The organism is Galbibacter mesophilus (assembly GCF_023721415.1).
Lineage (GTDB): Bacteria > Bacteroidota > Bacteroidia > Flavobacteriales > Flavobacteriaceae > Galbibacter > Galbibacter mesophilus.
The window spans coordinates 400,146-426,087 of the sequence record NZ_JAMQVC010000002.1 but is presented as its reverse complement, the minus strand read 5'-3'; the positions used below and the strand labels follow the sequence as shown (position 1 = coordinate 426,087).

The following is a 25,942-nucleotide window of genomic DNA, read 5'->3' as shown; positions in this document are numbered from 1 at the left end:
TCTACAATTTTGTCAATTACAATTTATAACTGTTAAAAAATCTTTTTTTGTAAGAAACTGGTGATGTTTGCGTGTGCTTTTTAAACTCTCGGTAAAAAAATGATAGACTTTCAAAACCCGTTTTATAGGCAACCTCTTTAATTTGGTCATCACTTTCAATAAGTAACTTACAAGCCTTTTTTATTCTAAATTCATTCAAATAAGAAATGAATGTTTTTTGAAAAGTATTTTTAAAAAACCTACAAAATGATTCCTTAGACATATGAATACTATCTGAAACTTCCTGTAAATTGATGGTTCTCCTGTAATTTTTCTCTATAAAATTTTGAATAGTTTGTATTCTTTCATTTTGCATTTCGTTGAAGGTTGGCACATAATTGACACCGGTTAATACCTTCGCATGGCTATCTTTTGATAAATACTGAAGGACTTTTAAAAACGTTAGCAACCGATCAAAATCGTTTTGCGTTAACATTTCCGTAATCAAAGGAATCGTTTTTTCTTTGCCTTTTTCTGAAAAAGAAAACCCTCTTTCGGCTTTGGATAACATCTTTTTTATAGCTGAAAATTCCTTCTTCTCCAGCCAATCATCCCCAAAAAAATCGGCGTTCCATTGAATTACAATAGAATGCGCGATTTGATCGGTATCCTTGCTGTTTTTCCAACAGTGCGGCACATTCCTTCCGATAAGCACCAAATCCTTCGGAGCATACTCTGAAACATTATCCCCCACAAAACGCATCCCGTTACTGGAAACAATATAAGTAAGTTCAAATTCTGGATGAAAATGCCATGGAGCATCAAATACAGAATCTTTAAACTCAAAAACGGTAAAAGAAGTTACCGGAGTATTCCTTACTTTTTCCAGTATGGGTTTCATTTTTCTAAATACTTCTTAAACGCATCCATTTTGGATTTTGTGGTTATAATTAGCAGGAAATCACTTCCACGGCCCACCGACCAAGGTGAAAAAGTCATTTTTCCCTCAGTAGCTTTAAACTCTTTGGCAGCGTAAAGCTTTCCATCCCTTGTATTAAACCAAGCGGTTTCAACCTTTTCGGCTTTAAAGATGGGATTTATCTTTTCAACATCAATGGCGATCTCCTTTCCAAATGGAGTAAAAACCAATGCAAACTTTTCACTAAGACTTTTTGCTGCGCGTATATGCGTTTCATCTTCTGGATTCTCATCCAAAATAATTGATTGATCAGGCTCCAATGCGTGCCACGGAAAGAAATTGAAGACTTTTTTCACATATCCTAAGTGAGTAGCACCAGGAAGTTGTAAAGCTGTCTTCCAATACGATCTCACCTTGTTGATAGGCGCTCGGTTGGGAGCAAACATCTGCCAAATATCATGTGTACCATACGTATAGCCAGCACCCCCCGCCAAGAATGTCCAATAGGCAGATGTACGTACATCAGAGTCGTCCATCCAACCATAAACTTCAGGTTTAAATCTATCGGGATGGTTCTCATAACGAGGTTCTCCATTGATTACTGGCTTCTTGGGTTCTAACTGAAGGCTTTCTGTTACGAATTTATAATCCTTTGCGGTTCGGTCGTGTCCCGATTGAAAAAAGTCAAAATCCATCCAATCCTTCTCGAAAAGATCTCGAGCTTTTTTACCACCATTTGGATGATAAGTAATCAAATGGTTTTTATCAAAACGAAGTAATCCTTCCGCCATACCTTGAATAATTTCCCTATCCTCATCATCTTCAGGCCATCTATCGCCTCCTAAAACCCAAATTAAATTGTTTTGATCTTTGTAGCGCTTTGCCAAGATCTCACCAAAAACTTCGGCATTTTCAGGTGTAAATATTTCAGGTCCTTCTCCCCATGCTAAATTAAATTTATCTCCCCAGGTTGGTAGTAAGGCGATGTAGATACCACGTTTTTCAGCTTCTTTTATAATTTCATCCACATAAGCAAAATAAGGCTCATTGATTTTCGTGGGATCAAGCCCGATTAATGGCTTGTCGCCATTGGCATTGGGCTCGGTGAGGCCATTAAGTTCAGCTAAAATTACAGCTTGAACCACAGTAAACCCTTTCTGCTGCCGATCGTTTAAGTAATGAATAGCTTCTTCCTTAGACAGTCTGTGAAAAAGTTCCCATGCCGTGTCACCCAGCCAAAAAAATGGATCACCATTCGTGGTTTCCAAATACATCTTGTTCTCGCTTACCTGCAATAAGGGTAATTGTTTTTCTTGTGAGTTCAAGGAAATTGAAAATAGAAGAAGTAATAGTAAAGTATTAAGCCTCATATGTAATATTTTAGGTTGAGTTAGACGCATTTTCGAGTTATTCATTGGTTAAATATACTATTCCATTTAGTGTGAACAAAAGAATCTATTCAATAAAAAGTCATATTGACTATATGAATAGGTGTTTCTCCACTTTTAAGCATGCTCTTTAAACACAATTTAGAGTGTCAGGTTTCCGAAAACTTTCATACTTAAATTTTAAAATGTTAAAAATTTAATAATCAGTTATTTACACCTATGAAATGATATAATTTTTTCTTAATTTTAATAGAAGCTAACCCACTCCACATTCTAGTATATTTTCAACCGTTTTATAAGTCGAAAAGGCTATTAAAATCAATATCATATTCTTAATTTTTAAAAATTGCTATCATGAAAAATTTATTAATTACTATCCTTTTGTTTGTGGGCCTTTCCGCCTTCAGTCAGAAAAATGATGTCTTGGTTACCACTGCTGGAGAACTTTTACAGGTAAAAGTTACTAAAGTATCCGACACTAAAATTACGTACAGCTATCCTGGCGAAACTGCTTTATACGATATGGAAACAAATAAGTTGGAAAAAATTGTATTTGCCAGTGGAAGAACGCAACAGTTTAAAAATGCCAGCAAAACTGCTACACAGTCTCCCTACCCAAGAGAAGAAATAGGACTTTCCCCTGAAGAAGCTGTTGGGGAGACGGTCAAAGCCAAGCCCAACGTAAAACCCAAAGCTGCACCAAAGAAGGACTATATTCAAAATGCGGTGGCTATTATTCCGTTTTATTACGAACAAGCCGGTGAATATTCTAAAAGTCTATCAACAAAATCTACCGCTTATGCAACCGATTTTATCACCAATAAACAATCTCAATTAGGGATTAAAGTGTTGCCTTTGCCTAGAACTATTGATGCGCTTATTGCAGCAGATATAAAACATTATCAAATAAAGGAAACCAGTTTTGAAGATTTACAAAAAGTAGTCGGCACACAATACATTCTATTTGCTGAATTGAATGAAAATGTAGCATCTAACAAAGAACAAAAATCTTCAGTAGATCATTTTTACGGTACGGAAGAAAAAGCACCTAACAAAACTTCCAATGCCAAGGAAACGGAGATATTCATTCAACTTTACGATGTTGAAAGAAAGGACAGCGAAAACCATGGAATAGAGTTTAGTGCCATGTCTCCTCATAACCTTGATACTTCTGGCAATATGGATGCAAACTGGCAAAAACCATTACAGTACTTGTTGGAGCACCTCATTGAAAGTGCAACACAGAAGGGGATTTAGACCGTTTATTGAGATTTAATCCTTCGTTATTTTGCTATCCCACCATGTTTCATTGGGTTGATAGTCTTTGGACAACATCTCTTTTCGCTCTTTTTCTAACCTTGGCATAAGAACCTCTACCCTATTCTTATGGATTTCTTTTGCCAATTCCGGATCGTATTTTGGGTCTTTAGTCGGTATTTTGGCATTTGTGCTCTTCAAATACATCATTAATTCATTTTCCAGTAAGGAAACACGCTCTTTTTCTTCTGCTGAAATATCATTCTGTTCGTTAGGATCTTCCGAGAGATCGTAGAGTTCATTCCTACCATCTTCGTAATAATGAATCAACTTAAAATTCCCTTTTCGAATGATTGAGGAAGGTTCCCCTCCCTGGTTACCATAGTGGGGATAGTGCCAAAACAAAGGTCTCTCTGAGATTTTGCCATTTTCAAAAAGCGGTTTTAAGCTCACTCCGTCTTTTGTTTGGTTCGGCATAGGATTCAATCCTGCAAAATCGATTAGGGTTGGGAAAAAATCTGCTGCGGTTACTGGGGTGCCAATTTCCTTCGGGGCATTTTCTATGAATGGTACTTTTATAAAATACGGTTCACGGATACCGCCTTCCCACTGGTAACCTTTACCACCACGAAGTGGAAGGTTGGACGTAGAAAAGGCATCTCCCGAAGCCACTCCCCCATTATCAGATGTAAACACAATAATAGTGTTGTCTTCTATTCCCAATTCTTTCAACTTATCTAGAACAGCGCCTACGGCATCATCCATTTGTTCTACAAGTCCGGCATACACAGGATTGTCCTGCTGTGTTCTAATGGGCAATACACGCTCCATTTCAAATCCAGATTCCTTAATTCCCTGTGCTACTGCTTTTTCTCTATATTTTTTCCACTTTTCTTCCGATGTTTGAATAGGACTGTGCACTGCATAAAAAGAAAGCATGGCAAAGAATGGTTTGCTTTTGTTACTCTCTATAAACTTATTTGTTTCTTTCGCCAAACGCATGGACAAGTTCTCGCCGGGTTCTTCATTGGGTAGTTTGGGGTTCTTCCAAGGTGAAAAATAACCTCCTTTGGGACTACCTACATCCCATCCGCCTTTGTTTATATCGAAGCCGCTGTTTTCTGGATTACTAGGTTCTTCGCCTAAATGCCATTTTCCAGCAAAAAAAGTTGAATAACCTCCAGCCTTTAAAGCTTCCGCCAAAGTGGTATCCGCTGCCGGAAGGGCGTGAACATATTCGGGCGGTAGCAGTTTATCATTGCGTTTATGTTTTCTCCAATTCTCGCCGGAAGCCGCTCCAATCCAATCTGTAATTCCGTGTCGCGCAGGCGATTTCCCCAACATAATGGTAGCCCTGGATGGACTACAAACTCTACTCCCTGCATAACCCTGCGTGAAAATAGTTCCTTCCTTCGCTATTTTATCGATATTGGGTGTTTCGTAATAATTGCTTCCGGAAATGCTCAAATCATGGGCTCCCAAATCATCTGCTAGAATAAAAACGATATTTGGTTTTACCTTTTCCTCTTTTATTTCTTTTGAAACTTCACTTTTGCATCCAATTATAAGCATGCTTACTATGCAAAAGAAATTTACTTTTTTTAGTAAATAAAATAGGCTGTTTTTAGATTTTGTCATCGCTCTCATATTTGCATGCAATATCATAAAAATAAATTAAAAGTAAAATAAACATTTAATTGAATTCATCACATCTTGCGATAAATTACAAAACTGGGAAAACATTTCATTTTGTTGTTCCACGCCCTAATTCATCGTTTTCAAACTGCTTTTCTTAGTTATTCCGTACAAACCTTTTTTATGCAAGGGTATCGAAACAAAGAATAAAATGGATTCTAAAGTTACCTGAATAGATTCACTATCAAACAATTGCTTAAAAAAAAGTAAAAAAATATTTGTGTAGTTATTTAACTACATATATATTTGTAGTCAAATGACTTCATTTTACAAATTTTAGATTTATGAAACTAAGAAGAGATCCATTTCAAGCAATTGCAGACCCAACAAGAAGGGCTATTTTGGTACTGCTTGCCTCCCAATCTATGACGGCTGGTGCAATAGCTAAGAATTTTGATACGGCAAGACCCACCATTTCCAAACATCTACAAGTGTTGAGCGAATGTGAGCTAATAACCTCCAACCAACAAGGAAGGGAAGTTCATTATGAGATTAAGGTTGAAAAGATGAAAGAAATAGATAAATGGCTGAATCAATTTAGGGAAATGTGGGAAAGTCGTTTTAACCAATTGGATGATTTGTTGTCAAAATTTAATAAAAACAACCCATAAAATGCTTAGTAACCTTTTTCAAATTCGAAGATACGGTAAATAGGCCATTGTGTATTACCAATAAAACCAAAATAAATAATAACATATGAAACCCAATGTGAAATTTGACTTTATTGTCGACAAAGAGAAAAACACCATTACTGTAAAACGTGAGTTTAATGCAACCCGCCAATTGGTGTGGGACTGCTACACCAAAAGTGAATTACTGGACCAATGGTTTGCGCCTAAACCCTTTGCCACCAAAACCAAATCTATGGATTTTAAAGAGGGAGGTCATTGGGTGTATGCCATGATAGATCCTGAAGGGCCTGAATATTGGGGCAGAATGGATTATATAAAAATAAATCCTATTGATCATTATACGGCTCTCGATGGATTCTGCGACGATAATGGAGTACTTAACACCGAACTGCCAAGTGCTACTTGGGAGGTTGATTTTTTTGACCTTAATGAAAACTCTATGGTAGAAACACTGGTAACCTATAAATCTTTGGAAGATTTGGAGGTAGTAATAAATATGGGGATGAAAGAAGGTTTGGAATCTACTTTGGAAAAGCTAGAAGAACTTTTATCCTTATTACAAAACAACTAATCATGAAAAAACACAGAATCATTTTTTGGATTGCAACCACTGTTATATTAATATTTGAAGGCATAATGCCCTTAGGTACTTTACTGTTTGCGCCAGAGTATGCTACCGCCGGCACAAAACCTTTAGGATACCCAGATTATTTTGCGTACACATTAATACTTTGCAAAATACTGGGAGCAACGGCGATTATGATTCCCAAGCTGCATCCTAAAATTAAAGAATGGGCCTATGCAGGATTAACTTTCAACTTGCTTTTTGCTTTTATTAGCCATGCGGCGGTAGACCAAAATGTTGGGTATATGGTTATGCCCGTTGTAGTGGGTATCATCCTTGCCATTTCCTACATCTACAACCTGAAAATAAGCCAACATGCATAAAAACAGTTTGTTATACAATAAATTGAGCCTATTGAGAGTTTCCTACAAATAATCTACAAACTCATTTACAGGCGAAAAAGAAAAAAAAACACCCTTATTAAAGAATTATTTAACCAATAAAATTAAACAGATGAAAGTAAATCCGTATTTAAATTTTGATGGCGATGCCGAAGAAGCATTCCGCTTTTACCAATCGGTTTTTGGTGGAGAATTTACCGCCAATATGAAAATGAACGACATGCCTGGGAGCAACGATATTCCAGAGGAAGAGCGAAATAGAACCATGCACATATCCCTCAACATAGGCAAAGACACTGTTTTAATGGCTTCCGATATTATCCCCTCCATGGGGCATACATTGGTAAAGGGCAATACCAATTATATCTCACTTCATCCCGAAAGTCGTGAAGAAGCCGATAGATTATTTAAGGGTCTTTCCAAAGGAGGTTCTGTTGAAATGCCTATGGAAGATCAATTTTGGGGTGATTATTTTGGAAGTTTTATCGACAAATTCGGTATCGGTTGGATGGTTAATTATAATGAAAACTTTAAGTAACTATGGAAACAAAAAATATTTCTATCACTACTACCGTAAATGCTTCCCCTGTAAAGGTATGGGATCATTGGAACACCCCAGAACACATTATGCAATGGAATTTTGCTTCCCCAGATTGGCACTGCCCTAAAGCAGAAAACGATTTGAAAGTTGGCGGCAAACTTACATCGAGAATGGAAGCAAAAGATGGTAGCTTTGGTTTTGATTTTGAAGGAATCTACAATGAAATCACCCCTTACGAAAAGATTTCCTACACCCTCCTTGATGGGCGTCAAGTAATTACCATTTTTGAAGAAATAGATGATAAAACCAAGATTACAACAACTTTTGAGGCCGATAGTCAAAACCCTATCGAAATGCAACGGGACGGTTGGCAGGCGATTATCAATAACTTTAAGCTTTATACAGAAGGGTAAGCCTCCTTTTTTGTACGAACTTTCTAAGGAAGAAGGTAAGAAGTGAAAGAGGAAATGAGAAAAAGTACGGGAAGTATTTTTACTCACTACTCATTACTCACAACTAAATACTAAATAAACAAACCACTTAAAACGTCATTATGTTACACAAATCAAATGCATTCAGTAGTTTTTCTACAGATGACATACCAAAGGCTAAAAAGTTCTATAAGGATATTTTAGGGTTGCCAGTAGATAACGGGGAAATGGGAACTTTAACTCTTCATTTACAGGGAGGCAATACTGTAACCATATATCCAAAGTCCAACCACCAACCCGCTACTTTTACGGTACTAAATTTTCCTGTGATAAACATAGACAATACCGTGAACGATCTTTTGGAAAAAGGAGTTGTTTTTGAACATTACAAAGAACCTAAAACCGATAGTAAAGGTATCTACAGAGGGATTTCGTTTAATGCCGGCCCCAACATTGCTTGGTTTAAAGACCCGGCAGGCAATATACTTTCAGTCTTAGAAAACAGCTAACTACCTGGTTATGATTGAAGTATTTAAAACCAACATCAACTTAGAGAAAGATGCCCTTTTTATAGAGCAACAACTAAAAAAAGCGTTTCCTGGGTGCATTATTGATTTTGATTTAGAAGATTGCGACCGAATTTTACGAGTGGAAAGTCCCAACAAGGTTTTTGATCCTGCCCAAGTAATAGAGATACTCAAACAACATAACCTTACCATAGAAGTACTACCAGATGCTACACCTAGCCGAAACACCAAAATATCTCATAGAAAAATATGGCTAAAGGCCTGTTGCTTTTTAGGAATGCCAATATTGCTATTGGCATTTCTTTCCTGCTCTGCCGGTAAACTAAATGGTTGTGTGGATCCCGCCAAAGTGAGTGAGGGTCCTTGTACCATGGAATACAATCCTGTTTGCGGTTGCAACGGTACAAACTACAGCAACCCTTGCCAAGCCAGGCGTAGTGGAGTTGTTTCATGGAGCAAAGGCGCTTGTAATGGTAATTGATTTAAGACTTTTTCTTTATTGATAAACTTTTAATGTGAATGAAAACTTTTTTTGTAAATACTTTTCACCACAAAAAAGAGGAAAGCTTCATTCGAAAGCTTTTAAGGGCTATAGAAATATGGGTTTCAACCGTTCTTTTGGAAATGTGCAGTTGATTGGCAATTTCGGTGTTGCTTAAATTTTCTTCCCTGCTCATTAAAAAAATCTCACGTGAGCGTTTAGGTAGGTTTTCCATTGCAGCGGAAATATTATTTTGAGTTTCCTCCAAAATCAACAAATCATCGGTTTGGTAATTGTTTTCCAAATTCTCTATAAACGCTGCCTGAACATCATTGAGGGGGCGGTTTCTTAACTCATTGAAAGCCTTATATCTTATCGCTTGCTTCAAATACGCTTTTATATTAGAATTGGAAATCTTCATCCTTCGTTGCCAAAAATCTACCCAAACTTCTTGAAGTGTATCTTTTGCTATATCTTCATCTTGCAGGATACCCATGGCTATTTTAAACATGGGTTCCCAGAATAAATTAAATAAATCTTGAAACGCTTTCTCGTCGTTTTCTTTGATACGTTTCGTTAATGAAAAAACTATACTTTTTTCTTCTTGCCCCATACCACCAAAGTAATCCATGCGCATTAAATAAAAGTAAAATCAATGCTAACATAATTTTATTAAAAAAGCAATGTCCCGATACAAATTACCGGGCCACTGCATCAATCAAACTATTTTGAAAACAAAAATCAATTATTTTTTTACTGAAGGAACCGCGATGGTGTAACTTGTCTTTTCAGTATATACATTATCATACATATCTGTTGCTTTAATTTCCACCTCATGGGTGCCAATTCCCAAACTTGTATCTACTCTTCCTCGCCACAAATGTTTGCAATCTATTGGGTTGGAAGAACGTCTTCCAGAAATAAGTTCTTCCGATAAGTCCCATTGGTATACCATGGATGCATAAGAGGGGTCGTAATCTTCCACATAATGCATTTTTTTCCATTCCCCGCCATCAATGCGGTATTCCAAAGTATCCTTCTCGCTACCTATGAAGAAATTAACATAAATTCCTGCCTTGGTACGCTTGTCTTTTTCTACCACTTTTGGTGCAAATACTTCCATTTGGTAATCTTCACTTTTCCCCGCCACTTTATATTTTACATTGTAGGTATTTCCTTTAAAATGAATAAATGCATACCCTTTGGGAGTACCATCGCGCATGGTGGAAGTTGGTATTCCTTTATCATCCAATTTTCCAGAATACCAATCGCCGGAAGTAGTTCCCACATTATAATGGTGATGTGGCTTTTCTTGCTGCCAACCATCTTCCTTTGATAAGAAATCTTGCCTTTGGATATGTGTATGGGCTGATAAGGAAAGCGTATTTGGATATTCCCTTAACAGATTGAAAAGCTTGTTTCTGCTTTCATCTTCAAAAGAATCGCCATCTGGTTCACTTATTGGAATATGAAATGCCAATACTATTAAATGGTCTTTGGGCACAAACTTCAAATCGTTTTTTACAAATGTTAGCTGATCTTCCGTAAAGCCTCCCCAATACCCTTTGCTATCCCTTGGATCGGGATAAAGAACATCATCTAAAACTATAAAATGTACTTTTCCATGGTTAAAAGCATAATTGGACGGTCCGAAATGAGCTTCATAGGTTTCATCGGCTAACTTATCAGAGGTGGCGTCGAAATTTAAATCGTGGTTTCCCAATAGATTATACCACGGAACACCAATTTTTTGCACCGCCTTTATATACGGATTAAAAAGTGATAAGTCGTTACCAACGAGATCCCCCATACTCAATCCGAAAGCAATATCTTTAACGCCTATTAGTTCATCTACAATTCCTTTAGCGAAAAAGTCTACTTCTTCTATGGTGTAAGGTTGCGGATCTCCGAACACAAGTGCTGTAAAATCATCTGTTTCGGCTGTTTTAATCAAACCAAAGTTCAATGATTTTGGTAACTTTCCAGTTGGGCTCACCCCTTTGAACTCAGATGCAGGAGAGCCTTTGGGTTTATGAATGTAAAAGAACTGCGCTAAATTATCATCGTTGGTGATAATCTTGTAGCCAGATGGTTTTATCACAGAAATAATGGCATCCGAATCAAGCGGGAGTTCATACTTGCCCTCTTTATCAGTAAGCACTACTTCCACTCCATTGGTAACGGATACGCCCGCTATTCCATTTTCTTTTCGGTCCTTTTTACCGTTGTTATTAAGATCGTTAAAAACGATTCCTTTCACTTCATTTTGAGCCATAGCATTGATAGATACTATCAATGCTACAGCTGTAATAACTTTATTCATTTTCTAATTTTTTCAATATCAATCTACTGTATCCCACCAAACTTTGGTATTAATATCATCTTGTCCGCCGAGCATTTCTACTCCTTGTTCATACCCTGAAGGATTTCCTATGGCCAAATCACTTGGATAGTATAATCTGGAAGGCATTTTTGCATTGTTAAACATCGCTTCCGTAGTAGGTAATTCTGGTAATCCAGTTCGCCTATACTCAAACCACTGTTGGTAATCTACAAAATACAGTGCATAATACTTTTGTAACATAATTTGCTCCAAAGAACCGTTGTAAGCTACCAAAGGATTATCAAAATAAGTAGCCGGCAGTTCTATTTCCCATTGGTCCATAGCAGCCTTAATACCATTTTGATAGTGCATCTCTGCATTTTGTAAATATCCCTTTTGAGCGAGCTCTGCCTTAATGAAAGCTACTTCAGAATAGGTTAGCAAGTAGATTTTCATTGGGTTTTCTACCTGTTCTATATTGAAGGTCGAAGCATTGTATTCAAATTGGGAATCGTTGCCTGCGTAAGCGCTGGGAATACCTTTGTAACCAATATCTTCTCCTTCAATATCTGCCTCTGTAGCAATGTAAGGTCTTCTAGGATCTTCCCAAGCATTCAAATTGTCTATAAAAAATGAGGCCAATTTTGTACTTAACCTAAAGTCTTGTGGTCTACTCCATGGGGAGACGTTAGGGGTTTCACCGGTAACTTGTAAAATGGCACTTTCTTCTGTACTTTCAAACACAGGGTTTAGTGATGGATTATCAACAATATTTTTTAATCGGTTATAGGCGTCCGTTTCTGCTCTGTTGGATATTCTCAAAAGCAAACGCATGCGTAAGGAATTGGTGAACTTTTGCCATCTAGCTACATCATTTCCAAATAGAATATCCGGCTCATACACCATGGCTTCATCCAAATTGTACAGCTCATTTGCCTTTTTAAGATCTTCCAAAATGGTTTGGTAAACCATTTCTTGGCTGTCAAATTTTGGATTTAATATACCCTCTTCAGCACTAACGGCCTCTTCCATAGGTATTGGGCCGTATAAATCTGTTAAATTTGAATAGACCCAAGCATTTAGTGTTAGCGCAATGGCTGTATAATTTTTATCTTCCCTTGCTTCTGCTGCCAAACGCATTTCCTTTACATTTTGCAACCATCGGTAATAATTGTCCCATGAAGAATTCCCAATACCGAGACTTACATCATACCGATGTAGCCCGCCGGAAATACTTGGAAACGGAAGGGACACCTGCATTAAATTAAAGGTAATGGCATCGCTACGCCCTGCATTGTGTGAAGCCAACCCATAAATAATAGGATTTAAAAGGGTAGCTGGACTAATTTCTGCAATCCTGTTTGGATCTTCATTTACTTCATCGAAATTATTGGTACAGCCAGTAATCAATATAATTGCTGCCATACCAAATAATGAAATTATCTTTTTCATAGTTGTTACAATTTAAGTTTTACATTAAATCCATAAGTAGCCGGTGATGGCATTTGACCCATTTCTACACCCGGCATAATTCTGTTGCCATTTAAGGCTGCTGTTTCTGGATCATAAATAGGAAAATCGGATATGGTTAAAAGGTTACTTCCGTAGATAGAAAGGTCTACCCCTTGCAGGAACATATCCTGAAGCCATACTCTCGGCAATGAATACTGGAGCCTTACTTCTCTTAATTTTATGTAAGAAGCATCAAAGGAATTAGATTCTACATTGGCACGTCTGTAATAGCGGTTGTACCAATCGGGAGTAACTACCTCGGTGGTATTTGGCGAATAAGTTCCGTCGCCATTATCCACAACCCCGTCACCCACTATAAATCCGGTATCCCTTCCGTAGTAAGTGGATGTTAATTTTCCTTGTTGAGTTAATTTATGGTGTGTTTGGGAGTAAATTATCCCTCCGTATTGACCATCGAAGGTGAAACCTGCTGTAAAATTCCCAAACTTAAACTGGTTGTACCAACCAGCTCTCCAGTCGGGTAAAGCATCACCAATGTATTGAAAATCCCCAGATTCTGGATAAGCAGGCAAACCGGCATCATCATACACAATTTCTCCATCGGGAGAACGTACAAAACCGTATCCATAAATAGCTGTTGGCGAACCACCTACTTTTGCAATCATATATGCATTCCCTCCTTCATCTATTCTGAATTCGTTATCTACTTCATCGGGAAGATCGAAAACCCGTCCTTCGTTTTTAGACCAAGTAAGTGTTGAATTCCACTGAAACTTTTTAGAATTGAAAATCTTGGTATCCAACGTTAATTCTATACCCCTGTTTCTTACAGCGCCAGAGTTCACAAATACAGAACTGTACCCTGTGTTTCTGTCGAGGGCAAGCTGAATTACCTGGTTATCTGTTGTAATTTCATATACAGTAGCATCTAGGTTTACCCTTCCGTCAAACATACGGGCTTCTATACCTGTTTCAAAACTTTTTGAAATCTCTGGCTTTAAATTGGCATTGTATAAGGTTGAAGGCACTGTGGCCGAAGCCGAAAAATCGCTGTTATTGTAATATTTACTTGTTTGGTAAGGATCTGTATCGTTCCCCACTTCAGCATAAGAAAAACGGTACTTTAAAAAATTCAACGTTTTACTTTCCCAGTTAAACATGTCAGAAAGTATGATACTGGTATTTACTGAAGGGTAGAAAAAAGACCAATTGTCTTTTGGCAAGGTGCTAGACCAGTCGTTACGACCCGTAACATCCACAAAAATTTGATCTTTAAAGGAAAACGTAGCCAAGCCATACAAACTGTTCACTTCCTTATTACTATCGGAAGTAGATATGGATGGGGTGTTTTTACCGTTTGCCAATTTGTATACTCCAGGCACTACCAAACCTGTTACTGAAGCATTTGTACTGCGGCGTTTTACAACCCGATTGTTTCCACCTACAGATGCTTTTACATCAAAATTCTTCGAAAATTTCTTGGTATACGTTAAAAGGAAATCATTATTTATTTCTTGCTTAAAAATGTCCTGTGTACCGTAATACCCCTCTCCATATCTATTTACACTGTAAGGTCGTTTTTGCTCTCGATCTTGATGATAGGTATTTAAAGAAGTACGCAGTAATAAATTAAGGGACTTACTAAAATGAATGTTGGTATTTATATTCCCCACTATTTGGTTGCTTTCCAAAGTGTTTAACGACTCGTAAGCGATTAAGTACGGATTATCGATGTACGAACTAAAGGGTTGAATTTGTGCAATATCTTCTTGCCCTTGTTGCCAGATGGGACGCAGCCAATCCAAATCTACATTCGGGTTTTGGAAAATCATAAAATAAGCGATTGACCCATTGTTGTACCCCGTACTGGGTAAATTATCACTCGTTCTATTGGTATAGTTAATTACCGCTCCCAAATCAATTTTATCTGAGATTTTATAGTTGGAATTAACAGATGCTGCCAGTCGTTCAAACCCTGTATTCGGCATTACCCATTCGTTTTTGGTATGCCCAATAGAAGCTCTCATGGAACCTTTTTCACCTCCACCTTGTATGGAAATATCATTTATTGTAGTAATACCAGTTCTCCAAAAATCTTTTCGGTTATCCTCATATGGTCTCCATAAAGTACGTTCAGTTCCTTGACCTTCAAGGGTTGGATCATATTGGTAATAATTCTGGCCGTTAAATTCTGGTCCCCAAGCGCTACTGGTAGATCCTGTATTCCCGCCATCCTCCGATCTCCCGTAGGAATAATAAGGATTTCCTTCGTCATCAAAATATTTCCCAGTTCCCTGTCCGTATTTATGCTGCCAATCAGGCCAGCGCTGTATTACATCAAAAGCAGTACTGGTGTTTAGGGTAATACCCAAACCGGTGCTGTTTTTACCAGACTTGGTGGTAATCATTAACACCCCGTTGGCCGCCCTGCTTCCATAAAGTGCCGCTGCACCAGGTCCTTTTAAAACGGATACACTTTCTATATCATCTAAATTAAGGTCAGATATAGCATTTCCATAATCAATCGGGGAGCCTTCTCCTAAATAGGAAGAACTGGAACCGGATGTTGTCATTTCGGTATTTACCGGTACACCATCCACAACAACCAGAGCATAATTTCCATTCAAATCAAAAGAACTATTTCCACGAAGAATGATTTGCTGCGAATTGATAGGCCCTGAGCCAGATGAAACAATGTTCAAACCTGCCACTTTTCCCTTTAATCCGGAAGACCAATTAACGGGAATGGCTTGCGATAGCTGTTCGGATTTTACGGTTTCTTGGGAGAACCCTAATTTCTTTTCTTCCCGTTTTATACCAAGGGCGGTTACCACTACTTCATCCAACTCAGATACATCTTGTGTCAAGGTTATTTCGTAGAAATTTCTATCATCAACAGTAACGGTTTGTTGCAAAAATCCTATGTAAGTAATGGTTAGCAAATCTCCTTTTTTACCTTGCACACTAAAATCACCGTTGAAATCGGTTACTACACCAGCGCCATCGTTTACCTGTACGGTAGCTCCTGGCAATGGCACTCCTTCGCTATCTACTACTTGTCCCTTTATGGTTATTTGTTCGAAGACCTGTATTTGCTTTTTTATAGGATATTTCTTTATTCTAGAAACGCTAATAAGGTCATTTACTCTGTAAAAGCGCAACTTTTCTTCTTTAGAAAGTTGTTCCAGTAGGTTGAGGAGGTTTGTTTTGGTATCCAAAACGGTTACGGATGCTCCTAAGTTGAGCTTATCCTTAGAAACTATAAACCTATAGGCTGTTTCCTTCTCAATTACCCGAAATAGTTCTTCTAATTCGTAGCTTGTTTTATCCAGAACAATTTCGGTTTCCCTCAAGGCTTGGCCTTTCATTTCTGTGGCAAAAAGACTATGCAACCCCAGCGTAATAACAATGTAAAAAGTGGATAAGCGCATGAGCAGTTTATAACAGTTTGCTGTATTTTTTTTCATATATTTATGTCGGTTTAATCAATTGCTTTTTTTGATTTGTGATTAACGGATCCTTTTTAAAATTTGCTTAGATTATTTCCTTATAAGGAGGTGTTGGCGCACTTCCTTTTTTTATTTTTATTAGTATTCTATCATTGGCTGTTTGGTTTAGGTTTATAGATTAGTATTTCGTTGTCTACTCTTTTAAAATCGAGTTCCAGTGTTTCTGCAACCGCTTTTAAAATTGCAGATAGGTTTTTACTCTTAAAGGTTCCAGAAATGGAGAGTTTCCCCGTATTATTGGAGTCTAGTATTATTGTTTTATTGAATTTTTTCCCTAAAATCTGCACGACCTCCTCCAGTGGCGTATTGGAAAACACAAATTCACCGGTAAGCCACCATAGTTCTTCTTTCGGACTGAAGTTTTGTAAGTGCACTTTTTTCTTTTTTAAATCGAATTCTATTTTTTGGTTTGGCAACAATTTCTTATCTACATCCAGCCCCTCTACTTTTACAGAACCCTCTACCAAAGCAACATTTACTTTATGGGTACTTGCATCGATGTTGAATTGCGTACCCAGTACCGTAGTTTTTATTCCATTGGCTTCTACAATAAAGGGGCTATTTTTATCCTTCTTTATTTTAAAGTAAGCTTCCCCGGTAAGCTTAACCTTCCTTTCTTCTTCGGAAAAAACATTAGGAAATTCCAATGCACTATTCTCGTTTAGGGTAACCACACTGCTATCACTTAAGGTTAGTATTTTGGTTTGGTTTGCTGAAGTGGAAACCGCTATATAATTAACTTTGTAAGTGTTTTTAGTGATGAAATAATAGGAAGCACCCAAACCAATTAACAAAGCCAAACCGGCCACTATTTTGTACCAACTAATTGTTGGGGAAGTAGGTTGAATTTCTTTCTTTATTTTTCTGAAGACCTCATTGCGCACTTGCCTTTTATGTAATTGAGAAGTAAATGGCTGCTCCTTTTCCATTCTATCCGAAAAATGGCTTTCAAAATCTTCAAGCAGTTTTAGCTCCTTTTTAGTTGCCGTTCCCTTTTGATATCTTTCTAAAATTTCTTTGAATGTTTTTTCATCCATACCGTCCAAATTATTGGGTGTTCAATTACAAATACCCATAAAGTGGAAGTACACGTAGTAAAGAAATACGGAAATAAAGGCATTTAACGATTTGTTTAAAACAACCCTTCTATTTGTTAAGTTAACGTAAAGCTGATAGCTGTTTTTTTTGATTTTAAAATAGCGGATTACGCCTCTTAAAAATGATATTATCGCTCTTTCCCCCCCCCTTTTTCCGAAAAACAACGCTTTATATCTCTTTTCGGAATAATTAAAAACCATTGATAGACGCTTTCAAATGTTTTTATCACCTTCTGAAGTGATATAGACATCGTTCTTAGCTTGTTATTATCACTTATAGATGATATTTTTTTCACTTTTAAGCCATAAAACAACCCTTTTTTCTGAAAATATATCGCTTTGCATCGTGCTTTTGAGGGTAAAAAGCCATTAAAGTCCCCTTTTAAGTACCTAAAACATCTTCCGAAGTGATAAAAACATGCTTCGTTCAATGATTTTATCCTTTAAAAGTGATTCATTATCGCTTTTATGTGAAGAAATGACCTTTTTAGTTGATAAAATAAGGCTTCCTACCCCCTTTTGTATGAGTAAGAAGCCTCATCCTGACCTTCTTTTATGATAAATTATGAATTAGAAGTGTGTTCTTATCGCTTACCAAGGTATTGGAATCGCTTTTAATGCTCTCTAAACCCCTTGGCGCCACTATAAAGACCCTAAAAGCCCTTCTTTTACATTGGAATATCAGTGGTGGTGTCCTCACCTTCTTCTGGCTGTGCTTTACTTTTTTTAAAAAGCACCTTCATATCGTTATAAACCGTACCAGCACCCGGCTCATTCTCTCCAGCCAAGTAACGAACCATACGGTAGAAAGTTAGCGCATTGGAATAATTATCGTGGTCTAGCAAGGTTTTGGTATCCACCAATTGTTGCGCCAGATTCTGTACATCTTTCACTAATCCCTCTACTTCCTTACGCGTTTTATAATCACGGTCAAATTCCACTAAATCTAAAAAACGTGGTATCCAATTGGGGTGCTTATGCATATATTCCCTGGCTTTGTCTACCAAAAGTTTGTTTTGATTGGCAATACTCCCATATTGACCACGCTCTTCGGCGGTTAGGTTAACTGTTTTACCTTTTAAAATAGATTTAATTCCATTTAAATGTTGCTGTAATGCTTCGAGTTCTTCTTGTGTAAATTCCAAACTAATGAGATTGTCTAAAGCCATTGTTTTATGTTTTTAAGGTTAAAACTCCAATTTATAAAATATATTCTCAATAAATAGTTATTTAATTCATTAAAACATAATTAAAATGATTAAATATTCAATTTTAAATACAAATTACTCTATACGTGATGTACTTTAAAAATTGGAAGCCAAACTAAACGATAGGTTTTATGACATTCTGTGAGACTGCTGTTTCTCTAATCACTCTTAAACTGAAAAACATATTTTTTTCGTAATGCTGTAATGCTCCAATGGTTTACAGGGTTTAAATCCTGCTTCTGAAACAACAAAAAATCAATAATTGATTAAATTTTATAATTTGATAAGAAAATGATTATTTATTGGCAATATTAATAAATAAATACCTCTATATTAACAACTTAATAAAATACACTACCAAAGTTGACAAAGAAAATATTGCTTTACGTATAATTTCTTTCCCAAAATCATGGACTTGGTAGTTTAACATCAATACCAGTAAACGCATAAAATACTCCTATAGAATATAATGAAACGAAGAAAATTTTTTAAAAACATGGGTATCGGCGTAGGCTCTGGCTTACTTCCTACTTTTGCCTTTCCAAATGGTTTTCCTTCTATATCAGAAGCGGTTTATCATAAAAGTATCCTTAGTCGAATTTCCAATGAAGCAGATGAAATTGCCATTAGATTGGTCTGTACCAACCATGAAAACAGAAAACGCTCAACAAAAATTTCAATACAAGTAGAGGGCACGGGAACAATTACCCGACAAAAAGGTTATTTCTTGGAGCCTTCTGATGGTAACGTTAGTCAATCACAGCAAACCAATATTTCGTTGCATCCTTCGGACTATGATATTGTGGTATTTTGGGTGAAATCTCCAAACAGTAATACTTCTTGTACCATTTCCTATAACAGGGATAAGTTCACCTTTACGGTTGGCGACCTTCTAAACAACAGCGAACTTACATTCGGCAAAGAAAAAGCGCTTACCGCAAATATTTTGAGCTATCAAGAAACTGGGAAACTAGACAGTACAGCGTTTGGGATAGCAGACCAAGACAAATTCCGTTTTTCCATTCTGGCCGATTTACAAGGGGGCGACCCATCAATCCCGAAAAATGAGCGAACCCGAATGAAAATCCACAATGCTTTTATAGAAGACACCGTCGCTCTAACCAACAATCTTTCCCCCGAGCCTTCTTTTTCCATCATTTTAGGTGATTTTGTGGATAGTATCGGACAGGAAGAAAATTTCGTCTATATGGAAAGGTTGGTTTCTCCTTTAAAAATGCCTTTGTTTTTAGAAATTGGAAACCACGAAACCCCATACAACGCCGATTTCTCTCCTTCGGAAAAAAAGGACTACCTGAAAAACTACTTTGATAGTCAGAAAAGAATAAACGGTAGTAACAAGTTATTGTACAGTTTTGACGTCGGAAAATGGCATTTCGTAGTGTGGCCAGACCCACTTCGGAAGAATTTCTGGATGAACTATCCTCATTATTTCGATTGGCTGGAAAACGATTTAGAAAAGCATAAAGAAAAACCTGTTGTTTTCTTTCAGCATGTCCCCATTCATCCTATAGGTATCGATCCGCTTACCAGTTATGTGGAATCCGTGAGCGTTCGAAAACAGTTGTTGGAGCTATTAACCAAATTCGGTAATGTGAAATACGTTTTTAGTGGTCATGTGCATATCCCGCTAAAAGCATCGCTTAAAACGGCTGTTACTTATAAAGGTATTAAAATGATTAATTTACCTGCTGCCGGATACCGCCCTAGAGCGTTTGGAGAACCCGACTTTTTTGGTGGACCAGAACAAGGTGTCTGCGTGGTGGATATAGATCAAGAAGACATTAAGGTTCATTACCAACATGTTACTAAAGAATGGTTTACGTACCCCGATTCTTTTCCAGCGTTTGATGATAAAAAGCATGCACTTTGGTTTAACCAACCTTGGGAACTACCAAGTGAAGAAAAGATAAGAAATCACGATTTTTCTAATGGGCTTCAACATTGGCATCAAAGATTCGTCTATCATGAAGATAAAGATCCATCCAATATTTGCGAAATCAGGGAAACTTCCGAAGGGAAAAAACAACTCTATCTTCTCAGCAGAAAAAGAGGGTACGATGTACCAGGGCAAGATAGGCTTCCACAGCATATCAACAGGGTAGCCCAAAGGGTTTCTTTGGGGAATTCGCCAAATCCAGCGCTCAACATACGCTACAGACCTGAATCGGGCAAGTTTGATGTGAACTCCTACAACGGCTTTTTCCTCATTTTAGAATGTTATTCCGAAGATTATAATTGCGTTAATCTAGTATACAGTACGGGCAAAATATTTTACGGTGTTACCAAAGGCTTTGGTATGTACGAAAATGTAAAAACGCATCATTTTGACCTCCCTGCTGAACCTGGTAAGCTGCATGACCTTACCCTACCCTTTGCAAAAGATTACCAATCGATTAATGAAAAAAAGGAGTCTTTTTCTGAATTGAAAGTAGACAGTATTTTGGTATGGTTGGGTGTTTGGACGGTGAACGAAGGAATAGACCAACAGGTAGGAATGTATATTGATGAGGTTTCCTTAACCAAAACCGCGAAATCTACCCCTACCACTCCCCGAAAACCTGAAGGTGGCATTTGGTACCCTAAAATGGGTCATATCGCGGGAGAACACCATTATATAGAACAGGAAATGATATACCCTCCAGGGTTAAATGGAAAGTAGTTCTTATCCGCCTAAAGAGATTACAATTTTGAAAAAAGAGCTTTTAAGGATTTAAGCACCATGACAGAAACCGCTAAAGTCATACTTAAATAAATATTAATTAAACACATTTTGCCTATGAAGTGAAGCTTACAAAACACCCCAGCTTACATATGACCCAACTAATGGACAACCATTAGTTAAAGCACATTTTTAGTTGCTACGATAAAACCAACACATTGAAGTGATTTAAACTTTTCGCTTTCTAGTGAAAATTAGATGTTTTATGACTATTTGAAGGCTTTTTTGAGTTTCATAGCAGCGCTACGGACCGAAAAAAAGACAAAAAATAGGCGTTAAAGAATAATTTTTTAACGAATGAAAAAAGTTTGAATGACTTCATTAAAACTACTAACAATGAAAACTATTTTTAATAAGAAAAATCTGTTTTGGTTGTTCGCTATGGGTTTTCTCATGATGGCGAATGCCCAAACACAAGGATATCAATATGTAAGATTGATAATCAAACAAAACACTGCCGGAGTCCATATTCATGAAATTGAATGGTTAAATGGAGATATTATCTACCCAAAACTGCCAATTAATTCATCCTCGGGTTCCATAGAAGCGACCTTTGAAGGCGGCCATAAACATCCTGAATTTTTTGACAAAAAAGTTGATGAAACTCAATACTTGGGTGGATCAACAGCTGGCTTAGACACTATTGCCCTTAATTTTAAAGATCACGTTATTTATCCAACCGGAATTCGAATTAAAAAGCCCAGTTGGAGCGAACTGTATGAGTTTAGCGTGGAAGGAACCAATAATCCCGCAACAGGTTGGACCACCTTGTTTAATTCCCAACCCAATTTAACTTCAGCAGATTTTGAAACTGCATTTGATTTTGGATTTGCACCTGTAACGGTTGATAACACCCCACCTTCATCACCAAATCCAACCGCTTCTGAGATTACTCATAATAGCATTGAGGTTTCATGGCCTGCGGTGAACGATAATTCTGGACAAATAAGTGGTTATCAAGTTTTCTTTGATGGCGTAAATGCTGGCTTTACTTCTTCCACATCATTTACCAAGACACTATTGGAGCCCTCAACAAGCTATGATATAGAAGTGATTGCCTACGATGCTGAATACAATGCCTCTCCAAAAACAGCAATCTCTGTTACCACAAGCGAGCCTGCGGTGGCACAGGGTTACACCTACGTGAGGTTTTGGTTAGACGAAACTGCTACTGGAGCGAATCAGCAAATCAAGGAAATCCGATGGCTCATGGGCGACAAAAGCTTTCCGTTAAATCCCATTACAGCAGCGGCGGGAGATTCTGAAATAGAAATTTTGAGCTCCAATGATAATATTTATGCTTTTGATGGCCCCTATAAAGCTTTTGATAATGATGCTAACACACATTGGTATGCCCCAGAAGGCAAAGAGGTAACATTACGCTTTAAAAACTTCACATTTTATCCTACCGGAATTACCATTACTGAAAACAGCTGGACAAATCTAAAAGCTTTTCGCTGCGAAGGTTCTGTAGATGGACAAAACTGGACATTACTTTACGAAAGGGAAAGTGTAAGCGGCAATGAATTTGAAAGTCACCAAGATAATGACCGATTGAAAACTGGTCGGTTTGACTTTGGAACGGTTACTCCTCCAGATTTAGATACTACGCCACCATCAATTCCAGAAAATATTACTGCTGATGAGACCACTGCTACGTATGCAGAGATAAGCTGGAGTCCCTCTATTGATGATGGTATTGGATTAGCCTCCTATAATATTTTTGTGAATGGAAAGGATTGGACAGTTACTAATGAAGAAAATGCCATTGTTTATGGGTTGTCTCCTCAAACTACCTATTCCATAACTATTCTTGCAAAAGATAAACTAGGAAATGAATCGGAAATCAGCGCTCCTTTTGATGTTACCACGCAAACACTTCAACCCGCTGTTGGAGCAATGGCTATAGGTGCTGGGCTAGGACATGAAACTCATGGGGTATATAAAAATAATGTTGACTTCGCTGCAGAATGGGCCAATTACGGTTCTGCAAATCCTTTTAGTCAGGTCTTTTTAGATGAGATAAGTCATTACAAAGTACTCCGATTTATGGACATGCTTTCCACAAATAACAACTGGATTGAAAACTGGAGCGATCGACGCCAACCAGACGACCCTAACCAAACGATAAAACCGAACTACAACAAAAACAATATCGTTGTAATTAAAGGAATGGCTATTGAATGGATGATAAAGATGTGTAATATTGTTCAAGCCGATTTTTGGATAAACGTTCCACACGCAGCCAATGACAATTACATTGCAGAACTCGCTGCTTTGGTAAAACAGCATTTAGATCCGAATTTAAAAGTATACATTGAATATTCGAATGAAGTCTGGGGCGGCTTTGCAGCAGAAGCCTATGCCAATGACATGGGAACCAATCTCGGATTTGGAACTGGAGATTTTCCTCGTCATGCTTGGTTTGACGATCTTGATTACGCACGTTTTAGGTACTATGTGCATAGAGCTTCCCAGATTTGGAATATTTTTAATTCGGTATATGTCAGTGAAAGTAGCCGTGTGGTAAAGGTTCTCTCCGGTTGGGCTGGGCAACCCGCGTTAACACGTGTTCATCTCGATGCACTCTCCGATGATCAAGTAAACCCAACAGGAATTTATCCCGATAAATATGCCATAGCTCCCTATTTTGGAGGGAATTTAAACGGATCTGATCCCGAAATTGAGTCCAAAATTATTGAAGCTGCCAAAAATGCTGGAAATATGGTGGCTCAGCATTACACCATTTTAGCAGAATCAGGCTTGAACATTCCATTGATTGCTTATGAGGCTGGTCAACATATTACAAATAGCGGCGAATTGGCTAGCCGAAATCCGGCGATGTACGAGGCGTATATTCAATATTTAAATGCCAATGCCCCGTATATGGAACTTCTCCCCCAATTTGTTCATTTTAATCCCTTCGGAAGAGGAATGGCATGGGGTTCCAAAGAGTATGTTGGACAACCTGAGCTGGAAGCCTACAAATACAGGGCACTAAAAGATTGGCAAGAAGTAAATAAAAATAATAGTGAAATTGTGGCGCCTTACATTACCAAACAGCCGGAATCGGTAGTCGTTGCCGAAGGTAGTGGCGCAAATTTCAAGGTGACCGCTATTGGGGAACAACCTATGCAATTTCAATGGTTTGAAAACGATGAAGCTTTAACGGGAGAAAACGGCTCTGAGTTGTTAATTCAACAAAACGGTTTGGAGAAAGATGGGAATGTTTACAAAGTTGAAGTGTCCAATTCTTCCGGTACAGTTATTAGTGAATCCGTTACTTTAACAGTTACGGAAGTCGATAAAGTATTGGCCAATAAAACGAATACACCGATTCTTATAGACGCTACGATTGAAGATTCTTGGAATGCTTCTGAAGTTATTTCAATGGATAAAGTACCGTTAGGAACCGTTTCCGACTCAACAGATCTTGACGCCACATTTAGACTCCTTTGGGATGAAGATTATCTTTATATTTTAGTAAACGTAATGGATAATGAACTAGTTCCCGTTGAAGATCCGAGCAAAATATGGAACTATGATGGGATAGAAATTTATATTGATGCTACCAACGATAAAACGGACAGCTACAATACCAATGATAGGCAAATTGTTTATACTTACAATGCCTCTTCGTTAGTTGGTGCCAGCGGAACCATGTCTATAGAAAATGCCTTGGCTGCTCAATCTACTACCAGCAATGGTTATCAAGCAGAGATAGCACTTTCTTGGAGTGATATGGGTATAAATCCATCCGATGGACATTACATCGGTTTAGATGTTATGATTGCAGACAACGACACACCAGGAGGCAATAGAAAAGGAAAACTTTCATGGTGGTCGGAACAGGATTTAAACTGGCAAAACCCTTCACTGCTGGGTACTGCATTGCTAAGCGATGAGGTAAACTCCAACCCTACGACTGTTGTGGATTTTGAAGAGCTTACCACTGGGGATTATGGAAGCACAGAGTACATCCATGATTCTGGATTCAAATTTAAAGATATAGGGCCTGGCAATAATAATTTCCTAGTTTATGGCACTACCAATGGCTTTAGCAGTAATGTACTGCAGTCTAAAAATTGGGGCAGAATTATACGTATAACCCACACCAGTGGTAATACCTTTGATTTAGAGTCTCTAGACTATGCCGCTGGGCTTTGGAGTGGAATTGGTGATGCCACGGTAACCGGTTATAAAGCCGATGGTTGTACAGTAACAACAACTTATAATTTTGATAAAAAGCAACTTACAACCTTATCTCTTGAATGGAAAGATTTAACGCAAGTAGATATTGATTTCAAAGGAGGAACAAGCAATGCTTATGGAGTAATTGATAATTTGATTCTGACTGAAAATTCTTCAGGAAACAACGTTACGCCTGTAAATGTTCAGACTTCAGTGAAGCTTCAGCAAAATAAAACAGCTGGAAACGTGTCACTTTATCCCAATCCATCCAGCGAATATGTTACCATTTCACATACTGGTAATTACGCAAAAGTAGCGGTATGGAATTTAATGGGATTAACGGTTAAAAAATTCCCTATTAATGGAAGTAGTTCAACTATTAGCACCGCTGACCTTATTCCAGGAATTTATATGATTAATGTCGCGTTGGATACTGGTGAAGTTATTCAAAAGAAATTAATTGTGGAATAAGTTTTATAATCAATAAGATGTTTGGAAAATCTGGCTTGCTACGTTTTCTTAAATTTACCAAGCCTAAACAGGCTTGAATAAGTGAAAACAGCCTCAAAAACCGATTTTCCAAAC

Annotated in this window: 19 protein-coding genes; 10 read left to right on the top strand and 9 right to left on the bottom strand. The window is 37.6% G+C overall.

The window, feature by feature from the left end:
• Positions 1-16: 16 nt before the first annotated feature.
• On the bottom strand, positions 17-880 hold the full coding sequence (locus NDQ75_RS08780) for an AraC family transcriptional regulator (RefSeq protein ID WP_202027100.1): 864 nt from the start codon (positions 878-880) through the stop codon (positions 17-19).
• Positions 877-2,268, bottom strand: coding sequence for a glycoside hydrolase family 140 protein (locus NDQ75_RS08775; RefSeq protein WP_202027099.1), 1,392 nt, complete (start codon positions 2,266-2,268; stop codon positions 877-879). The genes NDQ75_RS08780 and NDQ75_RS08775 overlap by 4 nt, the downstream gene beginning before the upstream one ends.
• 372 nt (positions 2,269-2,640) lie before the next feature.
• Here NDQ75_RS08775 and NDQ75_RS08770 point away from each other — a divergent pair, with 372 nt between their 5' ends.
• Positions 2,641-3,543 (top strand): hypothetical protein, encoded by a 903-nt coding sequence (locus NDQ75_RS08770; protein WP_202027098.1) that lies wholly within the window; start codon positions 2,641-2,643, stop codon positions 3,541-3,543.
• Positions 3,544-3,558: 15 nt separating this feature from the next.
• On the opposite strand, the gene NDQ75_RS08765 is transcribed toward NDQ75_RS08770, so the two are convergent.
• Positions 3,559-5,181, bottom strand: coding sequence for a sulfatase (locus NDQ75_RS08765; protein ID WP_242513608.1), 1,623 nt, complete (start codon positions 5,179-5,181; stop codon positions 3,559-3,561).
• A 341-nt stretch (positions 5,182-5,522) separates the two neighbouring features.
• Here NDQ75_RS08765 and NDQ75_RS08760 point away from each other — a divergent pair, with 341 nt between their 5' ends.
• The 7 genes from NDQ75_RS08760 (at position 5,523) to NDQ75_RS08730 (ending at position 8,816) form a co-directional block, all read left to right on the top strand.
• On the top strand, positions 5,523-5,849 hold the full coding sequence (locus NDQ75_RS08760) for an ArsR/SmtB family transcription factor (protein WP_202027097.1): 327 nt from the start codon (positions 5,523-5,525) through the stop codon (positions 5,847-5,849).
• Between the two features lie 85 nt (positions 5,850-5,934).
• Positions 5,935-6,441 carry an SRPBCC family protein gene (locus tag NDQ75_RS08755; RefSeq protein WP_202027096.1) on the top strand — a complete coding sequence of 169 codons (507 nt, stop codon included), beginning with the start codon at positions 5,935-5,937 and terminating at the stop codon, positions 6,439-6,441.
• Between the two features lie 2 nt (positions 6,442-6,443).
• Positions 6,444-6,818 carry a DoxX family protein gene (locus NDQ75_RS08750; RefSeq protein WP_202027095.1) on the top strand — a complete coding sequence of 125 codons (375 nt, stop codon included), beginning with the start codon at positions 6,444-6,446 and terminating at the stop codon, positions 6,816-6,818.
• Between the two features lie 130 nt (positions 6,819-6,948).
• Entirely contained in the window at positions 6,949-7,374 is a 426-nt protein-coding gene (locus NDQ75_RS08745; RefSeq protein WP_202027094.1) for a VOC family protein, read from the top strand.
• A 2-nt stretch (positions 7,375-7,376) separates the two neighbouring features.
• Entirely contained in the window at positions 7,377-7,790 is a 414-nt protein-coding gene (locus NDQ75_RS08740; RefSeq protein WP_202027093.1) for an SRPBCC family protein, read from the top strand.
• 140 nt (positions 7,791-7,930) lie between these two features.
• On the top strand, positions 7,931-8,317 hold the full coding sequence (locus NDQ75_RS08735; protein WP_202027092.1) for a VOC family protein: 387 nt from the start codon (positions 7,931-7,933) through the stop codon (positions 8,315-8,317).
• Between the two features lie 10 nt (positions 8,318-8,327).
• Positions 8,328-8,816, top strand: coding sequence for a Kazal-type serine protease inhibitor family protein (locus NDQ75_RS08730; RefSeq protein WP_242513607.1), 489 nt, complete (start codon positions 8,328-8,330; stop codon positions 8,814-8,816).
• A gap of 64 nt (positions 8,817-8,880) precedes the next feature.
• Here NDQ75_RS08730 and NDQ75_RS08725 read toward each other — a convergent pair whose 3' ends face one another.
• The 6 genes from NDQ75_RS08725 to NDQ75_RS08700 form a co-directional block, all read right to left on the bottom strand.
• Positions 8,881-9,453 (bottom strand): RNA polymerase sigma-70 factor, encoded by a 573-nt coding sequence (locus NDQ75_RS08725; RefSeq protein ID WP_202027091.1) that lies wholly within the window; start codon positions 9,451-9,453, stop codon positions 8,881-8,883.
• Positions 9,454-9,561: 108 nt separating this feature from the next.
• Positions 9,562-11,139, bottom strand: coding sequence for a calcineurin-like phosphoesterase C-terminal domain-containing protein (locus tag NDQ75_RS08720; RefSeq protein ID WP_202027090.1), 1,578 nt, complete (start codon positions 11,137-11,139; stop codon positions 9,562-9,564).
• Between the two features lie 18 nt (positions 11,140-11,157).
• Entirely contained in the window at positions 11,158-12,591 is a 1,434-nt protein-coding gene (locus NDQ75_RS08715; protein ID WP_202027089.1) for a SusD/RagB family nutrient-binding outer membrane lipoprotein, read from the bottom strand.
• 5 nt (positions 12,592-12,596) lie between these two features.
• Positions 12,597-16,079: a SusC/RagA family TonB-linked outer membrane protein gene (locus NDQ75_RS08710; RefSeq protein ID WP_202027088.1), complete on the bottom strand. Its 3,483-nt coding sequence runs from the start codon at positions 16,077-16,079 to the stop codon at positions 12,597-12,599.
• A gap of 131 nt (positions 16,080-16,210) precedes the next feature.
• Positions 16,211-17,158, bottom strand: a complete 948-nt coding sequence (locus NDQ75_RS08705; RefSeq protein WP_202027087.1) for a FecR family protein — start codon at positions 17,156-17,158, stop codon at positions 16,211-16,213.
• 728 nt (positions 17,159-17,886) lie between these two features.
• Entirely contained in the window at positions 17,887-18,387 is a 501-nt protein-coding gene (locus tag NDQ75_RS08700; RefSeq protein WP_202027086.1) for a hypothetical protein, read from the bottom strand.
• A gap of 508 nt (positions 18,388-18,895) precedes the next feature.
• On the opposite strand from NDQ75_RS08700, the gene NDQ75_RS08695 reads away from it, so the two are divergent.
• The gene (locus NDQ75_RS08695; protein ID WP_202027085.1) at positions 18,896-21,106 is read left to right on the top strand and encodes a metallophosphoesterase family protein; all 2,211 of its coding nucleotides are present in this window, start codon (positions 18,896-18,898) and stop codon (positions 21,104-21,106) included.
• Between the two features lie 396 nt (positions 21,107-21,502).
• Positions 21,503-25,828: a sugar-binding protein gene (locus NDQ75_RS08690; protein WP_202027084.1), complete on the top strand. Its 4,326-nt coding sequence runs from the start codon at positions 21,503-21,505 to the stop codon at positions 25,826-25,828.
• Positions 25,829-25,942: the final 114 nt, after the last annotated feature.